This is a genomic window from Pontimicrobium sp. SW4, from assembly GCF_039954625.1.
In the GTDB taxonomy this organism is placed as follows: Bacteria; Bacteroidota; Bacteroidia; order Flavobacteriales; family Flavobacteriaceae; genus Pontimicrobium.
In genome coordinates, this window is the sequence record NZ_CP157199.1 from 2,502,455 (window position 1) to 2,523,084 (window position 20,630).

A 20,630-nucleotide genomic window follows, 5' to 3' on the forward strand; every position below is an offset into this window, starting at 1 on the left:
TTTTAAGTGTTTCATGAATGAAATTATATTTTCACAAAATTTTTTAATCAATTTGTCTTGAAATTTTAATATTCATATGATTTTTAGTTATAACTTAATTGTGATAGAATAGACTCCAATGATTAAAAGTGCTCTACAGGTTATTATTAAATATTCGATGAAACGCTTTTTTTTTACGATATATTACATATATTTGTAGTGTTAATCCTTATATTTTTAAATATGGAAACCAGAATTATTTTTTTGTCTTTAAGTTTTTTTAGTGGCAAAAATTGGTTTTTGCTCAAAAAAATATAATAATAAAGAAGATGCAACAAAATAAAAGTAGTTAAGCATATCATTTTTTTATTTGCCCCCAATAAAAAAAGGTGTAAAATTATACAAACATGAAAAAACCTACTTATATTAAGATTCCCTATATTGTTTTATTACTGCTATTTGGTCTTAATAGTTTTGCTCAAACTTTTAAACCATTTACTCCAAGAGAGAATCTCAATGTGAAAGGAAGTATGCTTGTGATTGGTAATACAATTCTTGGCCAAAATAACCAAAATTTCAATGATCTTACACGAGACAACCAAGATATCTCCATGCAATATATTGATATTGATGGTGATACATCAACTTTTAGTTCTAGTAGCGCAGATTTAGTATTGCAGCCTCAAGAAGATGGAAGCTCAACAACTTGTTATCGTGTAGCTTATGCTGGTTTGTATTGGGGTGCTGTTTTACAAAGTGGAGATAGATCTAATATTAATAATGTTAAATTTAAATTACCAGGAAGTAACACTTATAATGATATCACAGGTGAGTTAATATATGATGCTACTATAAATCCTATAATTGCTGAAGCTAATGAACCAGGAAATACACCTTATGCTTCCTATGCAGATGTAACAGATTTACTTACTGACTTAACAGATATTGAAGGGGCTTATACATTAGCGAATATAACTTCAAGCTTAGGTTTTAATAATTCTACTGGATTATCTGCAGGTTGGTCGTTAGTTGTAATTTATGAAGATCCAAATCTTCACACAAAATCTTTTACAACTTATGATGGGTTTAGCCACATATATAATGGTCATCAAGAAACAGTTCCAGTAACCGGTTTTACGACACCTCCTGCTGGCCCAATAGACTTACAATTTGCCTATGGCACATTAGATGGTGATAGAACTAAAAGAGCAACAAAATTAGAAATTAATGGTAAAGAGGTTACAACTCCTTTTAGACCAGCCAATAAATTTTTCGGATCTGTTATTGAAAACTATAATGGAATATCACATCCAAGAAACCCTTTCAGTGTTAACACTTTGGGTTATGATACTGGCTTTTTAGAAATTAAAAATTCTGAACCAGAATTTATAAAGAATGGTGATACTTCTGCAGACTTTAGGCTTCAAGTAGCGAGAGGACAAGCAGATCCTATTTTCGCTTTTTTTGCTGCTTTTGCAGTAGATATTATAGCGCCTGATTTAGACCTAACAAAGATAGTTTTAGATGAAAATGGAGTTAATATAGATGGAGATAATGTTGTACTTGGCCAAACAGTATTTTATGAAATTACATATCAAAGTGTCGGTAATGATAATATAACACAATCTACAATAACTGACATTTTACCAGAAAATATCATTTTTAATCCTGCTACAGATATTGATTTAAGTAATGCAGGAGGAGCGACACTCTTATCATACGACCCTATTACTAGAACAATTGTTTTTAGTATTCCCGATGAGTCAGTTGAAGTAAATGATCCTAGCTTTGTAATTCGTTTACAAGTTCAAATAGTACCAAATTGTTATGATCTGAGCCAAGCATGTTCTAACGAAATAATTAATCAAGCTTTTGCAACTTATCAAGGAGTAATTAATTCAACTATCATAGAAGAGGAAGGTAGTTATGCAAATACAGAATGTTTAAGTGACCCTGGACCGACTAATTTTATTGTAGATATTTCTAATTGTAATTTTGAAAAAACTGAAATTCTTTGTGGCAATAGTGTTGTTTTAACAGCTGCAAACGGATACGATTCATATTCTTGGTCAACAAGCCCAACTGGTACTCCAGTAATTGGAACAACACAATCTATTTCTGTTACAACAACAGGCACTTATTATGTAACAAATACAACATCTGCTACATGTCTTTCTATTGAAGAAGTCTTTCATGTAATTACCTATGGAAATACAATCACTAATCCTGTAATTCCATATGCAGATCAAATAGTTATATGCCCTAATGACGGAAAAGAACTCCCGAATATTTTCTTGTGTGGTGCAAATGATGAACGAATTATTAATACAGGAATAAGTGATGCGGTTTCTATTGTATGGGAAAAATTAGATGAAACAAGTTGCTTAGCGGTTGAAGTTGAAGATTGTGCAAATGAGGATGCTACTTGTACATGGAATCAAGTAGGTACTGGACCGGATTATACTGCAAATACATCAGGACAATTCCGCTTAGTAATTAATTATCCTGGAGGTTGTTTTAGTATTTTTTATTTTAATGTTTATACTAATTTATTAGAGCCAACAGTCACCGCTAATGATATTTTATGTACAACACCAGGACAAATTACAGTTGGAGGTGTGCCTTCAGGGTATGAATTTAGTTTAGACCCTAATGGACCTTATCAAACATCAAATATTTTCATTATTAATACACCTGGTTTTTATACAGTATATATCAGACAAATAGGTGTATCTCCAAACCCTTGTATTTTTGAAACCCCAGAAGTATACATTAGAGCTAGAAACTTTAACGTAACTTCGACTGTCCTTCAACCTTTTTGTTATGGTGATTTAGGCAGTATTATTCTAGCAGTTAATGATGCGTTACCTCAATATTATTATAGTATTTATGAAGGCACAACCTTAGTAAATAGTGTTGGGCCAATTTCAGAGAGTGATTATACTTTTGCCAATTTGAATTCAGGTAATTACACTGTTAATGTTAGTACAGATGATGGTTGCTTTTATACTGAAGATATAGAAATTATTGAGCCTCCTCTATTAACCGTTACTGCTGCGCTAACTGTACCTTTAACATGTACTGATGGTGAAATCACAATATATCCAGAAGGTGGAACTCCTCCATATACCTATTATATTAATAGTACAACTGAATCTCAGGATACACCAGTTTATACAGTAACTGATTCAGGCGTATATAATATCACAGTGTATGACTTTAACAGCTGTATTGCAACAACATCTATTACTGTTGAACAGTCTTTACCTCCAGATTTCAATATTACAACAACAGATATTTTATGTTCAGATGCTGGCAATGTTGGAGAAATTAGTATTAACGTTACAAACCCCAACGGAAATACTTTAGAATACAGTATTGATGGTGGCACAACATTTTTTAGTTCACCAATTTTTACTGGACTTGCTGCTGGAGATTATGATGTAGTTGTTCAATACACTTTAGGAACAGATGTATGTGCAACTGCACCGCAAACTGTAACTATCTCTGCAGTAACTGCCATTGATGGCACTGCAACGTTAACAACACCTTACACGTGTACAACTAATGGAGTTATTACAGTTTCAGGAGTCACTGGTGGAACTCCACCATATATGTATAGTATTGATGGATTTACTTTTCAATCAGGAAATACTTTTACAGGATTAACTTCAGGAACTTATACTATAACTATACAAGATGACAACAACTGTACATTTATTGCTGTACCAGTAACGATTGATGTATTAAATCCACCAACTGATCTTACTTTTAGCAATACACCTTTAAGTTGTCCATCAATTACTTCTGATGTCACCATAACAGGAACTACAGGAGGAACTGCTCCTTTAGAATATCAAATTATTGCTCCAGCAGTTTCAGCAACTCCTTACCAAACATCAACTATTTTCCCAGGACTTGCTCCAGGAACTTATACATTTCAAGTAAGAGATGCTAATGATTGTACATATAGTGAATCATACACTATTGCGCCATTACCTCCAACGACGGTGAGTACGGTTCTAACAAAAGATTTAGACTGTACAGCCTCCCCTGATGCTATCATCACTGGAACAATTACTGGAGGAACTGCACCATTTACTTATGCAGTATCTATAAACGGAGGTGCTTATACTTCGTTAGGTGCAACAGGGTCTCCATTTACTTATATTGCTCCGACTGATGGAACATATCAATTTCAAATTACTGATGCAAATGGTTGTATTACAGAATCAGGAGTGCAAACAGTAAACGCTATTTCATTACCTGAAATAAGTTCAGTAACATCTACTTCAAATCTATGTAATGGCGATTTAAACGGTTCTATTCAAGTAACCATTAATCCAAATGTTGGAACACCTCCATTTACAATTAATGTTTATACTACTACTACTAGCACTGATTACGGAACTCAAACAAGTGGTTTACCTGCTGGCAATTATACAATTACATTAACAGATTCAAAATCTTGTACAGATACCGAAACTATTACCATAACCGAACCAGATCCAATTTTAGTAACCTACCATACTGTTGATATTACTTGTAGCCCAAGTGGCGTGTCACAAGGGTCAATAATAATTGATAGTGTTACTGGAGGAACTGCGCCTTATAATTACTTTGTAACTGGTACTAATGGTTATTCAGCCTCAGAGCTTAATGTTTCTGGTACAACATCTACAACGTTTGACGTTGTTGATTTTGGACTATATCAAATCAATGTTGTTGATGCTAATGGCTGTTCCATATTAATTCAAGATGTACTCGTTGCATCACCACCAGATGATTTAGATATTTCTGTAACATCAACGGTTGATTGTACTTTGGGTGGAGAAGCTGTAATTAGTATTGGTACAACTTTAATTGGTACTGGTCCTTTCTATTTTGATATTTATAGAGGATTTATTCCTCCTCCACCACCAGGAGGAACATGGATTCCCGAAGATTCTCCTGGAAGTCAATCGGCTACTTTTACAGGTTTATTACCTGGAGTTACCTACACTTTTATAGTATATGATGCTTCTACTGGTTGTAGTTATTTTGAAACAGCAACAACATCAATTCCAACCAATTCAACATTAACAGCTGATGCCCTAACAGCAAATAATATTACCTGTGTTGGTAGTGCTGATGGGAACGTATCATTTACAATAAATAGCACTTATGGTGTGTCAACAGATGTGAATTATGAAATATTTGACTCCTTAGCAACAACTACAACTGGTATCTCTGGTTCTGGTACAGTTGCAGCTGGAGGGTCTTTAACGGTAAACAATTTAGGACCATTACCTTTTGGAACTTATTTTGTACTGATTACAGAAACTACTGGGCCAAATGCTGGATGTAGCGTGGTTACTGTTCCTTTTAATATCACTGAATCTGCTTTTGATTTAAATATCACAGCAACGGTTGATAAAAATGCAAACTGTAATCCAAATTCAGGAGTTATTAGTGCCATTGCAACAAATGGTACTGCACCATATTTATATCAATTAACTACGTCTGCAACGCCTCCGTTAGCTACAGACCCTTCTTGGGCATCTGCTAATGTATTTAACGTTGATGCAAACAACTATTATGCGCATGTTATGGATGCTTATGGCTGTATTAGAAGCACTTCAGTAATTGTGTTACCGAATGACCCTGAACCAGTCATTGCTGCTTCAGTAAGCAATCAATGTACAGTTACCGACGGGAATTTTGAAATAGATGTTGCATTAACAACTGCTGGAATAGCGCCTTACAGTTATAGTATTGATGGTGGTGCATTCCAAACGCTTACTGCACCATTTACAATATCTAATTTAGCCTCAGGAACGCATACAATAGAAGTTCAAGATGCTAATGGTTGTGGGAATTTAGTGTCTGTAGATATTGAAGCTTCATTAGAATTAATTCCAGAGATTACCACGATGCCTTCTTGTAATAATGATGATGGGCAAATAACCATTACAGGTTCTGGTGGAAGTGGAACCTATAGTTATTCTATAAGTCCAAATCCTGCATCAATTACCTTAGCTGGCAATGTGTTTTCTGGTGTACCATCAGGAACATATACTGTTACTATGACTGATACAGCAACATTATGTACTGAAGATGTTGAAATTGTAGTTCCAGAGGCAACGCTTCCTACATTAACTACAACACCAACAGCAGTCACTTGCTTTGGAGATAATACAGGTACTTTTGAATTAAATGTGAGCGGTTACACTGGCGCATATAATTATGAAGTGTTTGACAGTGGAAGTACATCAGTTTTTGGACTTGTTTCAGCGAATACGTCAACTAACCCAGAAATAGTAACGGGATTAATCGCAGGAACTTATACGGTTGTAATAACTGAAACTGCAAGTCCGTTTTGTTCAAACACAACTGATGTCATCATTTCATCTCCAGCTGATGCTTTAACTGTGATTGCAACGGAAACGTCAAACGTAACCTGTGATGATGATAGTGGTACCATAACTGCTATTGCAAGTGGTGGTTGGGGCACTTACGAATATGAATTAACTGGAGCAGCCACAATTGCTTACTCAGCAAACGGAACGTTTACAAACTTATCAGCTGGTACTTACACAGTAAATGTTAGAGACGCTGGAGGATGTATAGCATCAGATACTGTAACACTAGACATTCCACCACCAATAACTTCAACAGTAACTGCAAGTACAACACTATTGTCTTGTTTTGGAGATGATAATGCAACAATAACTGCAAATGCCACAACTGGTGGTCAAGGTGCAAACTATACATATACATTGAATATGTTGTTGCCTACAGTAAGTACGTCTGGTCCGCAGTCATCGAATGTGTTCGGTAACCTAGGGGCTGGAACCTATCAAGTAGTCGTAACTGATGGCTATAATTGTGAGTTTATTTCAGCAGATATTACTATTAATGAGCCAACTCAAGTAGAAGCTAGTTTAGTAGCAGCTACTACTCCAACTTGTACAATTGATGCGACGCTTACTTTAAGTGCTTCAGGAGGGACTGGAACATACACTTATAGTAATGACGTTAGTTTTTCTACTGTTTTAGGGTCTTTTGCATCATCAACTACATTTTCTGTAACACCAGGAACATATCAATATTACGTTAGAGATGCTAATGGATGTATTTCTGCTGTATCAAACGAAATAACAATTGATCCACTTCCAACATTGGATGTTAACTTGGAAGCAACAGATATCTTTATTAATTGCGTTGGAGATAATACTGGTGTTATTGTAGCGACTGCCGAAGGTGGATTAGGTAGCTACGTATACACCTTACAAGATGGATCAGGAAATGATATTTTACCTGCTCCAACACAAAATAGTCCAGGAGTGTTTACTGATCTTCCAGCAGGAACCTATCAAGTAGAAGTAGAAAGTGGTGATTGTTTAGCAACATCAGATATCATAAACATTACTGAACCATCGTCACCTCTAGTTGCAAATTATACAGTAACTGATATCACTTGTAGTGGTAGCAATAACGGAATGGTTGAGATTACTGCTTCTGGTGGAACTGGAATTATTAAATATGCCATTTCTCCACAGTTAAATCAGTTCTTTGACTCTCCAATATTTGAAGATCTTGCTCCAGGAGTTTATCAAGCTATTGCGCAAGATGAACTTGGCTGCTTTGTGATTATTGATTTTACAATAAACGATCCAATTCCTGTATCACTTACTATTGTTGGAGGCTCTATACTTCCCGAAATTTGTGATGGCGATTTAGATGGTGAATTTAGTGTTGACATCTCTGGAGGTAATTTACCATACAGCGTTAGTTTAGATGATATTAATGGCACTTATACAATAGGTGGTCCAACTCAAACACAATTTGATTTTACAGGATTATCTGGAGGCGACCACATTGTTTATGTGCGTGATGCACTTGGATGTGAGTCGGAATGGAATATTTCATCCCCTGAATCCGTATTAATAGACCCTCAAGTTGAGGTAGAATTTGGTTGTGTGAATAATGCTCCTTCAAATATTGTTACTGTGATTGTTGATGATAGTATCACCAATCTTTCAGATTTAGACTATTCATTAAATGGTGGTCTATATCAAGCTAGCAATGTGTTTGTTAATGTATCAGCAGGAACAGGGCATTATATTGATGTAAGACATACAAACGGTTGTATACAAAGAACCGAACTTTTTGATATTCCTGATTTTAACCCTTTAGTATTAACATTACAAGAGGGTGAAATAAATCAAATTGTGGCCATCACTTCAGGTGGTTCAGAACCTTATCAATACACATTAAACGGAGAGGATTATGGAAGTACTGATACATTTATTATTTATGAAACTGGTACTTACACCGTCACTGTAACTGATGCTAATGGTTGTGTAGCTACTGCCATAATTGAGATGACCTATGTAGATGTTTGTATACCAAATTATTTTACGCCTAATGACGATGGTGTTCAAGATGATTGGGGACCAGGTTGTACGGCTCAATACCCAAATCTTACGTTCGATATTTTTGATAGATATGGTCGTGTAATAGCCACGCTTAACCAGGGTGACAAATGGGATGGTAAATATAATGGTAATGAACTCCCAACTGGAGATTACTGGTATGTAGTGAAATTAAACGATACTAATGATAATCGCCATTTTGTTGGTCATTTTACTTTATATCGCTAATAATTAGCGCTATGCATCTAAACATTAAAATGAAAAAAATGAAAAAACGTATCATATATCTTTTAACTCTAATTGTAAGTTACAGTTATGGTCAAGAGTTGAATTTACCCGTTTTTACACAATATTTGGCAGATAATAATTTTGTTGTTGCTCCAACTTATGCTGGTATTGGAGATAATTTAAAACTTAGAGCAAACGGCCTAACACAATGGGTTGGAATTAAAGGTGCTCCAGACAATCAATCATTCTATGGAGACTTTAGAATTGCAGACCGTTCTGGAGTTGGATTGTCATTTTATAATGATAGAAATGGAAATACCATTCAAAAAGGAGCAAAATTCTCTTTTGCACATCATCTCATTTTAGATTTAGTAACAGAACAATACTTATCGTTAGGCCTTACTTATAATATCAATAATTTTAGAATAGACATTGAAAATTTTATCTCAACTCCTGAAAACCCAATAATCGATCCTTTTATTACTGATGATAGAAAAACTACTAATAGTAACTTTGATGTTGGTGCGTTGTATAGATACAGAGCATTCTTTTTTAGTTTAAACCTAAATAATATTTTAAAGAAAAAAATTGATGAAAGCGTTAGAGCATTTGAACCTAGTTTATTATTAAACTATCAACTTTATGCAGGTTATACGTATGGCCAAGCTAAAGAAGGTGGCATTGAGTTTGAACCATCTGTATACTACCAATATTTCTCAAGCGACAAACGCTCAAGTACTGATATAAATATGAAAGTTAGAAAATTTGGGAAAGATGATAGTTACTTTTGGGGAGGTATATCATATCGTTTTCTTAATGATCAGTTCTTTAAACCTCTAAACATAGGTCCAATGGTTGGGTTTAAACAATCTATATTTTATTTTGGGTATGCTTACCAATTTACTACCAATGGATTATCTCCTTATAATTCTGGTACACATGTCGTTACTATCGGATTAGATTTTTTACGCGGAATTAGTGATTGTGCCTGTACTAACAATCGTTTTCGCTATTAACCTAACATACAACCTATTAATTGAATACTACTAAGATTATATTTATTAATTCTTCTTTTTAAAAGAATTAATAAAGCCTCTGACTATTCAATAAATAAAAATAAGATTCCTCTGACCAAAAGGCAATAAAGAAAAACATTCCTACTACAATATTATTATTTGTTGACTTACTATTTATCAATAATAATAATAATAATAATAATGTAACTGTAGACATTGGATTAAAGGTTGCTACTATTTTAGATGTTAAAACGTTAATGATTATTTATCAAAATGATATAAAACAAAAAATCCATTTAACTTTTGTCAAATGGATTTTTCTTAGTAGCGGGAACTGGACTCGAACCAGTGACCTTCGGGTTATGAGCCCGACGAGCTACCTACTGCTCTATCCCGCGATGTAATCTCAAAATAATTTTCTTAGCTTTTAACTTTCGGTTCATAATGCCGACTAAATCATTTCGGACTGCAAATATACAACCCTTTTCTATTTTAACAAGCATAATATTAAAAAAAAGCCACTTCGAAATTGAAATGGCTTTTTCATCAAAAAAATAATTATAATACAAATTACTTAATCAGTTCCTGCAAGCGCAGAATTTTTTCTTTCTCCTATATTTGCGAATTCAAATTGCACACCATTAGGAAGTTGTTTTCCTAAGCTTGCAAAATCTCCTTTAAGGTCATTATTGTTTATCATTAAAATTTTCAACTTACTTAAACTTGCTAAATTAGTTGGAATATGTCCATATAATAAGTTATCTGAAAGCATGATTTCTTCTAGCTTAGTTAAATCTCCTAAACTAGATGGAATTGGCCCAAATAACATATTATCATATAAACTTAACTTTTCTAGGTTAACTAAATTTTTAACTGTTTTTGGAATTGCTCCAGATAATTGATTACTACTTAAAGACAATTCCATAAGATTTGTAAGAGCTCCTATTTCATTTGGAATTGTACCTGTTAAATTATTACTGAATATTTCAATTTTTTGTAATTGAGATAACTTACCAATAGTAGTAGGAATTGATCCTTCTAATTTATTCATAAATAACTCCAATGATTCTAAAGATGTTAAATCTCCTATTGTATTTGGCAACCTTCCTTCAAGTGCATTAAAAGCAATGTTCAATGACGTTAATTGTTTAAGATTTCCTATGGATTCTGGAATTACTCCTGATATTTTATTTCTAAATAAATTTAATGATCTTAAGTTCTCAAGATTTCCTATTTGAGTTGGTAATAAGCCTTCAAGATTATTAAAACTTAAATCTAATGCTACGACTTTATCGTTTTCAATAATAACTCCATGCCATGTGTTTATTGGACTATTTATATCCCAAGTAACTGTCCAATTATCACCATTGGTGGCATTACAAATTGCTATTAAAGCTTCTTTTTCTTTAGTTGAAACATTACCGAAAGCTAATGTAGATACAAGACATAACAGTAGTGCTAGTTTTAAGGTTTTCATAGTAGTAGATTTTAATTGAGGGCATAATCTACTACGAATATATACTTAACCAGATAAACTACCAACTTTATTCGATAAACGGTAATTAGGTACGAATAGGACTACTTTAAAAAGATTCTATTTCTAGCTGAATTTCTTCCCAGCTATTCATAAGCTCTTGAAGGTTCTTTTTCTTTTTTTGATAGCTATCAAAGAAATTAGGATTAGCGACTGTAGCATCATAATTAGACTGCAGTTCGATATCTATTTCTTTAATTTCTTTTTCCAGTTGATTAATTTGAGATTCAATTTTACTAAGTCTATTATTAAGCGATTTTAGTTTTTTTTGATCTTCATAAGACTGTTTTACTTGAGTTTTATCTTTTTGTTCTTTTATAACATCACGTTTTTCGGCTTCTCTTAAGTTTTCCAGATTACGTTGTTCTAAAAAGAAATCAATATCTCCTAAATATTCTTTTATTTTTTGGTCTTTAAACTCATACACCTTATTTGTTAAACCTTTTAAAAAATCTCTATCATGCGATACTAAAATCAAGGTGCCTTGAAACCTATCAAGTGCTTCTTTAAGTACATTTTTAGATTTAATATCTAGATGGTTTGTTGGCTCATCCATTACCAAAACATTTAATGGTTGCAATAATAATTTTGCCAATGCCAAACGGTTTCTTTCACCTCCAGATAAGACTTTTACATATTTATCCACTTCATCGCCTCTAAACAAAAAAGCACCTAAAATATCTCGAACTTTACTTCTATTTGTTTCATTAGCAGCATCAATCATCGTATCTAAAACAGTCTTATTACCATCTAAATATTCTGCTTGATTTTGAGCGAAATATGCAATTTGAGCATTATGTCCTAACTTTAAATGTCCTCCATACTTAATATCGCCAACAATAATTTTTGCCAGTGTAGATTTACCTTGACCGTTCTGTCCAACAAAAGCAATTTTGCTATCACGATCTACCATCATATCAATATCCTTTAGCACTTGTAAGTCTCCATAATGCTTTTCAATCTTTTCCATTTCTACAACCACCTTCCCAGGTGTTATTGAAACTGGAAAGTTAAGCGTCATTACACTGTTATCATCTTCATCAACTTCAATACGATCTATTTTATCTAATTTTTTAATTAAAGATTGCGCCATAGAAGCTTTGGATGCCTTAGCACGAAATTTCTCAATGAGTTTCTCGGTTTGTTCTATTTGTTTTTGCTGATTTTTTTGAGATGCTAATTGTTGTTCTCGCAATTCTTCTCGTAAAACTAAGTACTTTGTATACGCCTTTGGATAGTCATAAATCCTACCTATTGAAATCTCGATAGTTCTATTGGTAACATTATCTAGAAACATTTTATCGTGAGATACGATAACCACAGCTCCAGAGTAATTTTTAAGAAAAGACTCTAACCAAATAATAGACTCGATGTCAAGGTGGTTTGTAGGCTCATCTAATAATAATATATCGTTGTTTTGTAATAATAATTTCGCTAACTCAATACGCATTCGCCAACCACCAGAAAACGTGTCGGTAAGCTTAGTAAAATCGTCTCGCTTAAATCCTAAACCTTGTAAAACTTTTTCTGTTTCTCCTTGATAATTATAACCTCCTAAGATTTCGTATTGATGTTGTTTATCATTTAAATCGACCATTAGTTGATGATAACCATCGCTTTCATAATCGGTTCGTTCGGCTAATTGTATATTAATAGACTCAATACTTGCCTCGATTTCTTTTATTTCAGTAAATGCTTCATAGGCTTCTTCCAAAATAGTCCGCCCATATACAAAATCAATATCTTGTTTTAAAAAACCAATTTTTAGCTCTTTTTCGGTAGCAACTTGACCTGTATCATACTCCATTTCGTTAGCAAGAATCTTAAGTAGTGTAGATTTCCCAGCACCATTCTTACCAATTAAACCTACTCGGTCACCACCTTTTAGTCTAAAGGAAATATCTTCAAATAAATACTCACCTTGAAATGAGATTGAAAGCTTATGAATATTTAGCATTTTGTTACAATAGTTACAGTTATAAACTCAATAAAGTTTAATTTTGTGGTCAAATTTGGTGCAAAAGTAACATAATTAACCATGCTAAGAAAAGGAAATAAATTATACAGCATTATTACTGGCGTTTGTCCTAAGTGTCATGTTGAAAATATGTATGTGAATAAGAATGCATATATGCTTTCTGAAACCTTAAAAATGAATGAACGTTGCTCTAACTGCAATACAAAATACAAGATAGAGCCTTCTTTTTTTTATGGATCAATGTATGTTAGTTACGGTGTTGGAATTGCTTTTGCTGTAGCAGCTTTCATAATATCTTATGTGTTTTTTGGTGCAAGCTTGCTAACTTCTTTTATTGCAATTATTGGTACAATGGTTGGCTTTTTACCTATTATTTTAAGGCTTTCTAGAAATATTTGGATTAACCTGTTTATGCATTACGACAAACAGTTTTCTAAGAAAAAGAGCTAGTTATTAAATCTGGTAATATTAATTTCAGAATCGATTTCAACGCCATTTTCAATAAAATTGTACAATTTTTTCGCAACATAAGGTGCAATCATAACGCCTCTTGTCCCTAAACCATTTAGTATATATAATTGCTTATGTACTTTGTGTTGTCCAACCAAAGGTCTTCTATCTATAACTGTAGGTCGTATTCCTGCTACCTGATTTGCAACTTCAAAATCACAGTCAATAAATATCTTAAGTTTATTTAAAAGCTCAGTTCTTGCTTCCTCTGTGGTGTTGTTTGATTTATCATTCCACTCATAAGTAGCTCCAACAATGTATTTGTGCTCTCCTAACGGGATTAAAAATGCTCCAGACTTCAATACAAAATCTATATTGAGTTTTGGAGCATGAATAATTAGAAGTTCTCCTTTAGTTCCTTTTAATGGTAAATCTCTAAAAAATGGGTTTTGCTTAAGTCCAAAACCCTCAGCAAAAATTATATGTTTAGCTTCAATACCTTTATATATCACATTGTTTTGATTAAATTGAATCACATCATAATCAAAAGATATTTCAACAAATTGATTGTTGCTTTTCAGCTCTTTTTTAAATGAATCAATTAATGCTTTAGTATCAATTCGTCCAGTATGAAGTACCTTTCCAAAGCCAAAATCACTTTTAATAGACTTGTTCTCTATTTGATGAATTTCAGGTTGGATATATTCTGAGAGTCCTACTTTATCACTTGCTAAAAACCAATTATTCTGTTCTTCAATGGAAGCAAATAGTCTATAAACAGGAACTTTGTAATCTAATCGTACCTTTAAGGTTTTTTCTAAGGCCTTATATCTCGGTATAGCTAAGTCTAGTTGCTCTTTAGACTTCCAAACTGGTGTAAATCGCTTTAAAACAACTGGATTATAAAGTCCTCCAGCTACTATTGATGATTTTTGGGAACCATCATCAACAACCATAAATGTTTTATTATGCTGCATTAATACATCACAAAACATAATGCCTGCAAGACCAGAACCAACTACAATGTAATCTACTTTGTTCACTAAATTAATTTGAGTTGTAAATAAATGAATAAAAAAAACGCTCACAAAATTGTGAGCGTTTTAAATTATTGGAACATTACTTTAGTAAGTCCACATATCTTGTTCGAAATCTCGAATTTTTTCTTTTATTCTATCCGATTCTAATAACTGCATCAAAGCATTATCTGAAATATACTCGGTAATAGCTCTATCCCCTTGCACGTTCATTTCTCTAAAAATATAGCCGTTAAAACGTCTAGAGTTTAAGAGATGATCAAACGACAATGGAATGGCAGTATTTTTACCATTAAAGGCTTTTGCATGATGTAACACATCTCGAGCGTCTGGGAAAAATACCCAAAATAATGGGAAACGACCTGGATCTTCTTCGTCAATGAAATTAACATCAGGAATCACAGGTGCAATACCTAATAAGCGGTATTTTAGTTCACCTAAACGCTTATCGAAATAATACATTCCTTTTACATGGTATTCTTGCACATCTGCAGCACTAATTTCTCGTTTACTAATATATTCTGGAGAAATTGGCTCTCCTGCATTATATTGTTCAATACCTTTTTCAGTAGTATCAATTTTCACCATAGATGCTTGAATATCCTTTAAAGTACGCTTTGCAGTAAAATAAGAGTCATCATAAACATTCTCGATATCTCCATTTTTTATACTACGCATTAATACGTCGAATAAAGAACGTCTATCTTTACCAATATTATTAGTATCTATAGGATAGTATAACGGAAAATTAACACGCTCATCAAGCACTACTTTTTCCCAAACCATTGTTGCGTATAATATGTCTCTGTCGTCAACATAGCCATACTCTAATGGTCTATCATTATCCATTAATATTTGCGCATCTGTTTTTACACCAATTTCTTCTGGACTTTTAGCATTTAGGATATTTGCTTGAGCAACTACACTATTTGCAATTAAAACACATGCAACGGTTAATACAAAACTTTTAAAATTCATTTTCTTAATTTATTTTAGTTTGGGACTAATACTTTCCTTTACTAGTTTGTTAATTCTACAAATACAGGAGATACTTTTTTAAGCTTATAGCTTGAGTTTCCTTGTATTTTAGCTTCAATATCAAATATTTGAATTCCAGCTCCACGTTTTGCCTTTTTCAAAGCTTGTTTTGCTCTAGCATCCAATTTATTTCCTTTCACCTCTATTGTAGGTTGCCCAGGAACTTTGATACTAAAGCCTGTGATATTTAATGGTAATTCAAAATCGAAATCATCCAATTTAGCACCTACAGTAGAAATGTCAAGGTTTTGACGTTGCATTTTTACAGCACCATCTTCTCCTCTAATTGTTCCTGTTGGTCTTGGAATATCTTTAATTCTAAACTTAGCATTGTCAGTTACTTTATTTCCATCAGGTAAAGTTCCAGTAACATTAATAGTTACTTCTCTACCTTGTACTCTGGTGACATCCATTACATATTTACCAACACCATTCCCTTTAGATAATCCTTGTCCTGTTGGAACAACTTTATTATCAGAAATACCAGCAAACGAAATAGTCATTGGGTTTTTAACACCACGATATACTACATTCATTTTATCAGCTGAAATTGTTGCCGAATTTGGTTTTGGTACTGTAGCAAACGATTGGTTTACTTCAACCTCAGTTTCTTCTCCATTTTCTAAGAAAATTAACTTCCCAGTAATTTTATGTTCTCCAGGTCTTCCTGTACTTACCTTTAATTTTACTTTACCATCTTCAATAGAATACTCATTTGCATTTAATGCACGACCATCTAATGCTAATTCTACTCTATTTGGTTTTGTAGAGGCATCTTTACGACCTAATACTATTTGTCCATCAAATTGTTCACCATTAAAATAAGCAGACTTTGATGTCTCTAATAAGGTTGTATAATTAGTCATAGATACTTCAGTAGACAATGTTCCTGTAAACATAGCTCCTAATACTTCCGACTGAGTCGTTTTAATATCAGACTGTAATTGAGTCATTTTTGTTAATGACGCTACCAATGGAAATCCTTTATAGTGGTAATCTAACCAATCAATTTCAATTCCATCATTATTTATAACTGGATCTGTAGAAAATTTAGTTTTAACATCTCTAGAAATATCAGCAAATCTAGGATCATCTCCTAAAACTTCCACTACTCCATCTCTAAATGTTGCTATTTGATCTAAAAATTTCTGTCCATCTTCTTTTACTTTATCGCCTTTAAAGAAATTTTGATCTAGGTAATCCCCTTTATCCATAATTTCATAATCAGACGCATCATCAACAGTAGCTGTCATGTTCCCTTTAAGAGTTTCAAGATGTGAATTAAAATCATTAGCTAAAGTTGAAATTTGATCAGCCTTATCTTTTAATGGTTTATACTTCTCAGGTTGTTCGCTAGCTTTAGTTGCTAATTCGCCCATAAACGCTGAGTTACGCTCTGTTGCTGCTGTGTTAGATTCGGTTAATCTCTCGTTCATTAAACCGAATGCCGACAGCACTTCTTTTGACATATTCAATGCTAACATCGCAATGAAGATTAAATACATCAAGTTTATCATTTTCTGCCTTGCAGATAATTGTCCTCCTGCCATAACTAATTAGTTTTTGTTATTAATGGGTTAATTAATCTAATTAGTTTTTGTTCATTGCAGTTAACATACCACCGTATACACCATTTAATGATGACAGGTTAGATGCTAAAGATTGCATTTGCTCTTTTAACTTTGCTGCATTTTCAATAGACTCTTCGTTTATTGATGCTTGCTTGTTTACGCTCTCTAATTGTACTTTGTATAGACTGTTTAATGATTCCATTTGTGCAGCTGCAAGCGACATTTCTTCGCTATACTTTTTAGTTGCAGAAATACCATCAACAGTTGGTCCCATATTTTTTGCAGCGCCTTCGAAGTTTTTAATACTATCACCTAAGCTAGCCATAAGCTCTCCATCGATTTTAGCATCTTTTAATAAATCATCTAATTTTTTAGATAATAAACCTTCAGCGTCTTTTGGGTTATCTTTTTTCTTGTCTTTTGCCATACCACCTTCTAATTCTGGGTATACTAAAGACCAATCTAAATCATCATCAACAGGTTCGAATGCTGAAATTGCAAAAATAATTGCTTCAGTTACAAGACCAATGGTTAACATTACGTTACCAGTTAATGGTCCTATTTCATAATGAATAATTTTGAAAAGTGCTCCAACAATTACGATTGATGCTCCTAATCCGTAGGCCATATTCATGAACCTTTTACTTGCTTTTGACTGTGCCATAATATTTGTTTTTAGTTAAGTTTGGTTTAAGTTTTTAATTTATCTTCTTTTTTTTGAGGCATTTTTGGTTACTTCGGTTCCCATATAGTCTTGTACTGTACGGAAGCCAATATAACTTCTTGCTGAATCAGCGTACTCATAATCTCTTGAACTTACTTGTAGGAAATAAGCAACATCTTTCCAAGATCCACCTCTAACAACTTTACGTTCGTTTTCGGTATCATTAACACTTGGGTTTACTGTTGAAGAATATTCGTATGATGCTGGATCGTAAGAGGACATTACCCACTCTGATACGTTACCAGCCATATTATATAAATTGTAATCGTTAGGTTCGAATGCATCAGCTTCTACTGTATATAAAGCTTGATCTGCTGCATAATCACCACGTAATGGTTTAAAGTTTGCCATAAAACAACCTCTGTCGTTTATTGCATAAGGACCACCCCAAGGAAATGTAGCTCCTTGAAGACCGCCTCTTGCGGCATACTCCCATTCTGCTTCAGACGGTAATCTGAATCTATTTACGTGTTGTTTATTTCTTTCTTTTTGATATGCGTTTTTCTTTAAAGTTCTCCATTGACAAAACGCTTGTGCTTGTTTCCAAGTAACTCCAACTACAGGATACTCACTGTAAGCATCGTGCCAGAAATAATCATTGTGCATTGGCTCATTATAAGAGTATGCAAAATCTCGAATCCAAACAGTTGTATCCGGATATACTTCTACCTCTTCTTGCTCAATGACATCACTACGACTTAGCTCACGATATTTTGCAGCTGTTTGAATGTCCATAGTTGTGTATTGGAATTTAAATTGCTTTACATCCCATGTACGTTGTCCATTATATGATTCTTCTAAAGGCAAATACATATTATCCATTACCTCAGCATATAACTCGTCTGGATATTCACTAGTATCGAATATTAAATCAATATCTGTATTTAATTTTCTTATTTCACCTTCATAGTTTTCAAACATATACTTCTCATAAGGTGTCATCTCCTCCTCAGGTTTTACATCTTTATAAGCGAATTCGCCTATGTCGCCATTTCCTGGCTCCTTACCTTCAAGGTCTGCCATTTCAGCAAGATTCGTTCTAATAGTAGAATCTCTAACCCATTCTACAAATTGACGATACTCACTATTTGTGATTTCTGTTTCGTCCATATAGAATGCTCTTACTGTAACAGTTTTTGTAGGTGCGTCTTTAACACCTGCTCTATCGTCATCCGATTTACCCATAATAAAAGCTCCTCCTGGAATTAAACTCATTCCATAAGGCTTTTCAGGATGCCACTTTTTCCCCTTAACTCCAACTAGTTCACCTTTGTCTCCGGTTCCACAACTAGTTAATATAGCTAAGACTGCTGTTAATGTTAATAACTTCTTAATACACATAAATTTGAGGTTAATTAATGATCTTAAATATTTTAAGGGTGTAAACATATTTATATATTTCCATAAAAACAACTTTTTAAGCAAAAAAAATGCATTTTATCTAAAAAAAGTGCATTTCATCGATGAATTTTAAGTATTTGATCGACGTTTAAACGCTATTTTTCTTGAATGCTTTGTACCATCTATCTGGTACTTTCCCTTTGCAGGCATCAATGTAATCATCATGCATGCAAGGTAATAACGTATGACGTTTTAATTTATTATTAAGGTTTGGTAAAAAAGGTATTTCAATCCACCATCGTCCTGTTTGATTGCTTTTATAAAATATTAGTTGCTGTTCGTCGACCAACACAGTAAATTTTTGATATTTATCCTCTAAAGTGAAGTCGTCATCTTGTACTCTACAGTTTACACCTTCTATAAAATACCATATTATTTGAGCTAAAAGCATAGATGTAGCATCATCATCTTTAGAAGTTTTATATTCATAAATACCAAAAGAAGATACTTTATTACTTATACCTGCATATCTAGAAATAGCACAAATCTCTTTACCATTAAATCCGTTTGGCGAATGCTTTTGTTTTGTGCTTACCTCAGACGATCGAATACTTTTAATATCTAAACTTACAATATTTGCATCTCGTAAAACAGGTTCGGCTAAAGCAATATTGTTTGAAACTTCTCCAAGTCGGTAAGCCTCAAAATAGAGTCTCTCCATTAAGTCAATTTCTTCTTGAGCATTGAAATAGGTTTGATAGCCTAAAGTAGAGTAGTTAAATAAATTGTATGGCTTCTCTAAAATGATTTTTCCTAAGAATGAATTATTCTTAATTGGTTTTGCAGAATCGCCTAAATCGAAATTACAATCGACATTTACAATATTTACCATAGGCAAATAATTATCGTAAGCTCGATAATTAGCATACGTTAAGTCCTGACTACCTCCTATTATAATAGGTATAACATTATTATCTAATAAAGTAATTATGGTTTCTTGTAAAGCAAAGTAGGTATCTGCAACGGAATCTCCTTTTAAAATATCGCCTAAATCTGCAACTGTATAATGCCAATTTCCAGGAAATAGTGAGTATAAAGATTTTCTAATTTCACTTAATTGAAACTCTTCACCTATATAATTAATATCATTACGATTTTCAAGCACACCAACAATTGCCATTTTAACATTGGTTAAATCTGGCATCCCATGTTGTTTTGAGTGAATCTTTAATTTTCTTCCTAAGACTTGGTTTGAGAGTAATTCGTTGTGTGCTAAAACTAAGTCTTGAACTGGTGAAAGAAAATTTAAGTTCATGT

The 20,630-nt window shown here is 33.3% G+C and carries 11 protein-coding genes and 1 tRNA gene; 3 read left to right on the forward strand and 9 right to left on the reverse strand.

Features of this window, described 5'->3' with window-relative positions:
• The first annotated feature begins 386 nt into the window (after positions 1–386).
• Positions 387–8,624: a T9SS type B sorting domain-containing protein gene (locus tag ABGB03_RS11660; RefSeq protein WP_347922743.1), complete on the forward strand. Its 8,238-nt coding sequence runs from the start codon at positions 387–389 to the stop codon at positions 8,622–8,624.
• 38 nt (positions 8,625–8,662) lie between these two features.
• The gene (locus tag ABGB03_RS11665) at positions 8,663–9,640 is read left to right on the forward strand and encodes a type IX secretion system membrane protein PorP/SprF (RefSeq protein WP_347922744.1); all 978 of its coding nucleotides are present in this window, start codon (positions 8,663–8,665) and stop codon (positions 9,638–9,640) included.
• Between the two features lie 325 nt (positions 9,641–9,965).
• On the opposite strand, the gene ABGB03_RS11670 is transcribed toward ABGB03_RS11665, so the two are convergent.
• The 3 genes from ABGB03_RS11670 to ABGB03_RS11680 all read right to left on the reverse strand — a co-directional run bounded on the left by ABGB03_RS11670 (position 9,966) and on the right by ABGB03_RS11680 (position 13,131).
• Positions 9,966–10,038 (reverse strand) — tRNA-Met (locus ABGB03_RS11670).
• A 176-nt stretch (positions 10,039–10,214) separates the two neighbouring features.
• A complete protein-coding gene (locus tag ABGB03_RS11675) occupies positions 10,215–11,117 on the reverse strand; it encodes a Two component regulator three Y domain protein (RefSeq protein WP_347922745.1) in 903 nt (300 codons plus the stop codon).
• 106 nt (positions 11,118–11,223) lie between these two features.
• A complete protein-coding gene (locus ABGB03_RS11680; RefSeq protein WP_347922746.1) occupies positions 11,224–13,131 on the reverse strand; it encodes an ABC-F family ATP-binding cassette domain-containing protein in 1,908 nt (635 codons plus the stop codon).
• Positions 13,132–13,212: 81 nt separating this feature from the next.
• Here ABGB03_RS11680 and ABGB03_RS11685 point away from each other — a divergent pair, with 81 nt between their 5' ends.
• Entirely contained in the window at positions 13,213–13,602 is a 390-nt protein-coding gene (locus ABGB03_RS11685; protein ID WP_347922747.1) for a DUF983 domain-containing protein, read from the forward strand.
• On the opposite strand, the gene ABGB03_RS11690 is transcribed toward ABGB03_RS11685, so the two are convergent.
• The 6 genes from ABGB03_RS11690 to ABGB03_RS11715 form a co-directional block, all read right to left on the reverse strand.
• Positions 13,599–14,645, reverse strand: coding sequence for an FAD-dependent oxidoreductase (locus ABGB03_RS11690; RefSeq protein ID WP_347922748.1), 1,047 nt, complete (start codon positions 14,643–14,645; stop codon positions 13,599–13,601). The two genes, ABGB03_RS11685 and ABGB03_RS11690, sit on opposite strands and share 4 nt — an antisense overlap.
• Before the next feature lie 81 nt (positions 14,646–14,726).
• Positions 14,727–15,617, reverse strand: coding sequence for a gliding motility protein GldN (gldN, locus tag ABGB03_RS11695; protein ID WP_347922749.1), 891 nt, complete (start codon positions 15,615–15,617; stop codon positions 14,727–14,729).
• A 41-nt stretch (positions 15,618–15,658) separates the two neighbouring features.
• Complete coding sequence (gene gldM / locus ABGB03_RS11700) at positions 15,659–17,227, reverse strand: gliding motility protein GldM (protein WP_347922750.1); 1,569 nt, start codon at positions 17,225–17,227, stop codon at positions 15,659–15,661.
• A 40-nt stretch (positions 17,228–17,267) separates the two neighbouring features.
• Positions 17,268–17,912: a gliding motility protein GldL gene (gene gldL, locus ABGB03_RS11705; protein WP_347922751.1), complete on the reverse strand. Its 645-nt coding sequence runs from the start codon at positions 17,910–17,912 to the stop codon at positions 17,268–17,270.
• A gap of 39 nt (positions 17,913–17,951) precedes the next feature.
• On the reverse strand, positions 17,952–19,313 hold the full coding sequence (gene gldK, locus ABGB03_RS11710; protein ID WP_347922752.1) for a gliding motility lipoprotein GldK: 1,362 nt from the start codon (positions 19,311–19,313) through the stop codon (positions 17,952–17,954).
• 148 nt (positions 19,314–19,461) lie between these two features.
• Positions 19,462–20,628, reverse strand: a complete 1,167-nt coding sequence (locus ABGB03_RS11715) for a formimidoylglutamase (protein WP_347922753.1) — start codon at positions 20,626–20,628, stop codon at positions 19,462–19,464.
• Between the last annotated feature and the right edge of the window lie 2 nt (positions 20,629–20,630).

Bases quoted from the DNA above. Each gene is read 5' to 3' on its own strand.
- ABGB03_RS11660 (WP_347922743.1), top strand. From the start codon at position 387: ATGAAAAAACCTACTTATATTAAGATTCCCTATATTGTTTTATTACTG.
- ABGB03_RS11715 (WP_347922753.1), bottom strand. From the start codon at position 20,628: ATGAACTTAAATTTTCTTTCACCAGTTCAAGACTTAGTTTTAGCACAC.
- gldL (WP_347922751.1), bottom strand. From the start codon at position 17,912: ATGGCACAGTCAAAAGCAAGTAAAAGGTTCATGAATATGGCCTACGGA.
- ABGB03_RS11665 (WP_347922744.1), top strand. From the start codon at position 8,663: ATGAAAAAACGTATCATATATCTTTTAACTCTAATTGTAAGTTACAGT.
- gldM (WP_347922750.1), bottom strand. From the start codon at position 17,227: ATGGCAGGAGGACAATTATCTGCAAGGCAGAAAATGATAAACTTGATG.
- gldK (WP_347922752.1), bottom strand. From the start codon at position 19,313: ATGTGTATTAAGAAGTTATTAACATTAACAGCAGTCTTAGCTATATTA.
- ABGB03_RS11680 (WP_347922746.1), bottom strand. From the start codon at position 13,131: ATGCTAAATATTCATAAGCTTTCAATCTCATTTCAAGGTGAGTATTTA.
- gldN (WP_347922749.1), bottom strand. From the start codon at position 15,617: ATGAATTTTAAAAGTTTTGTATTAACCGTTGCATGTGTTTTAATTGCA.
- ABGB03_RS11675 (WP_347922745.1), bottom strand. From the start codon at position 11,117: ATGAAAACCTTAAAACTAGCACTACTGTTATGTCTTGTATCTACATTA.
- ABGB03_RS11685 (WP_347922747.1), top strand. From the start codon at position 13,213: ATGCTAAGAAAAGGAAATAAATTATACAGCATTATTACTGGCGTTTGT.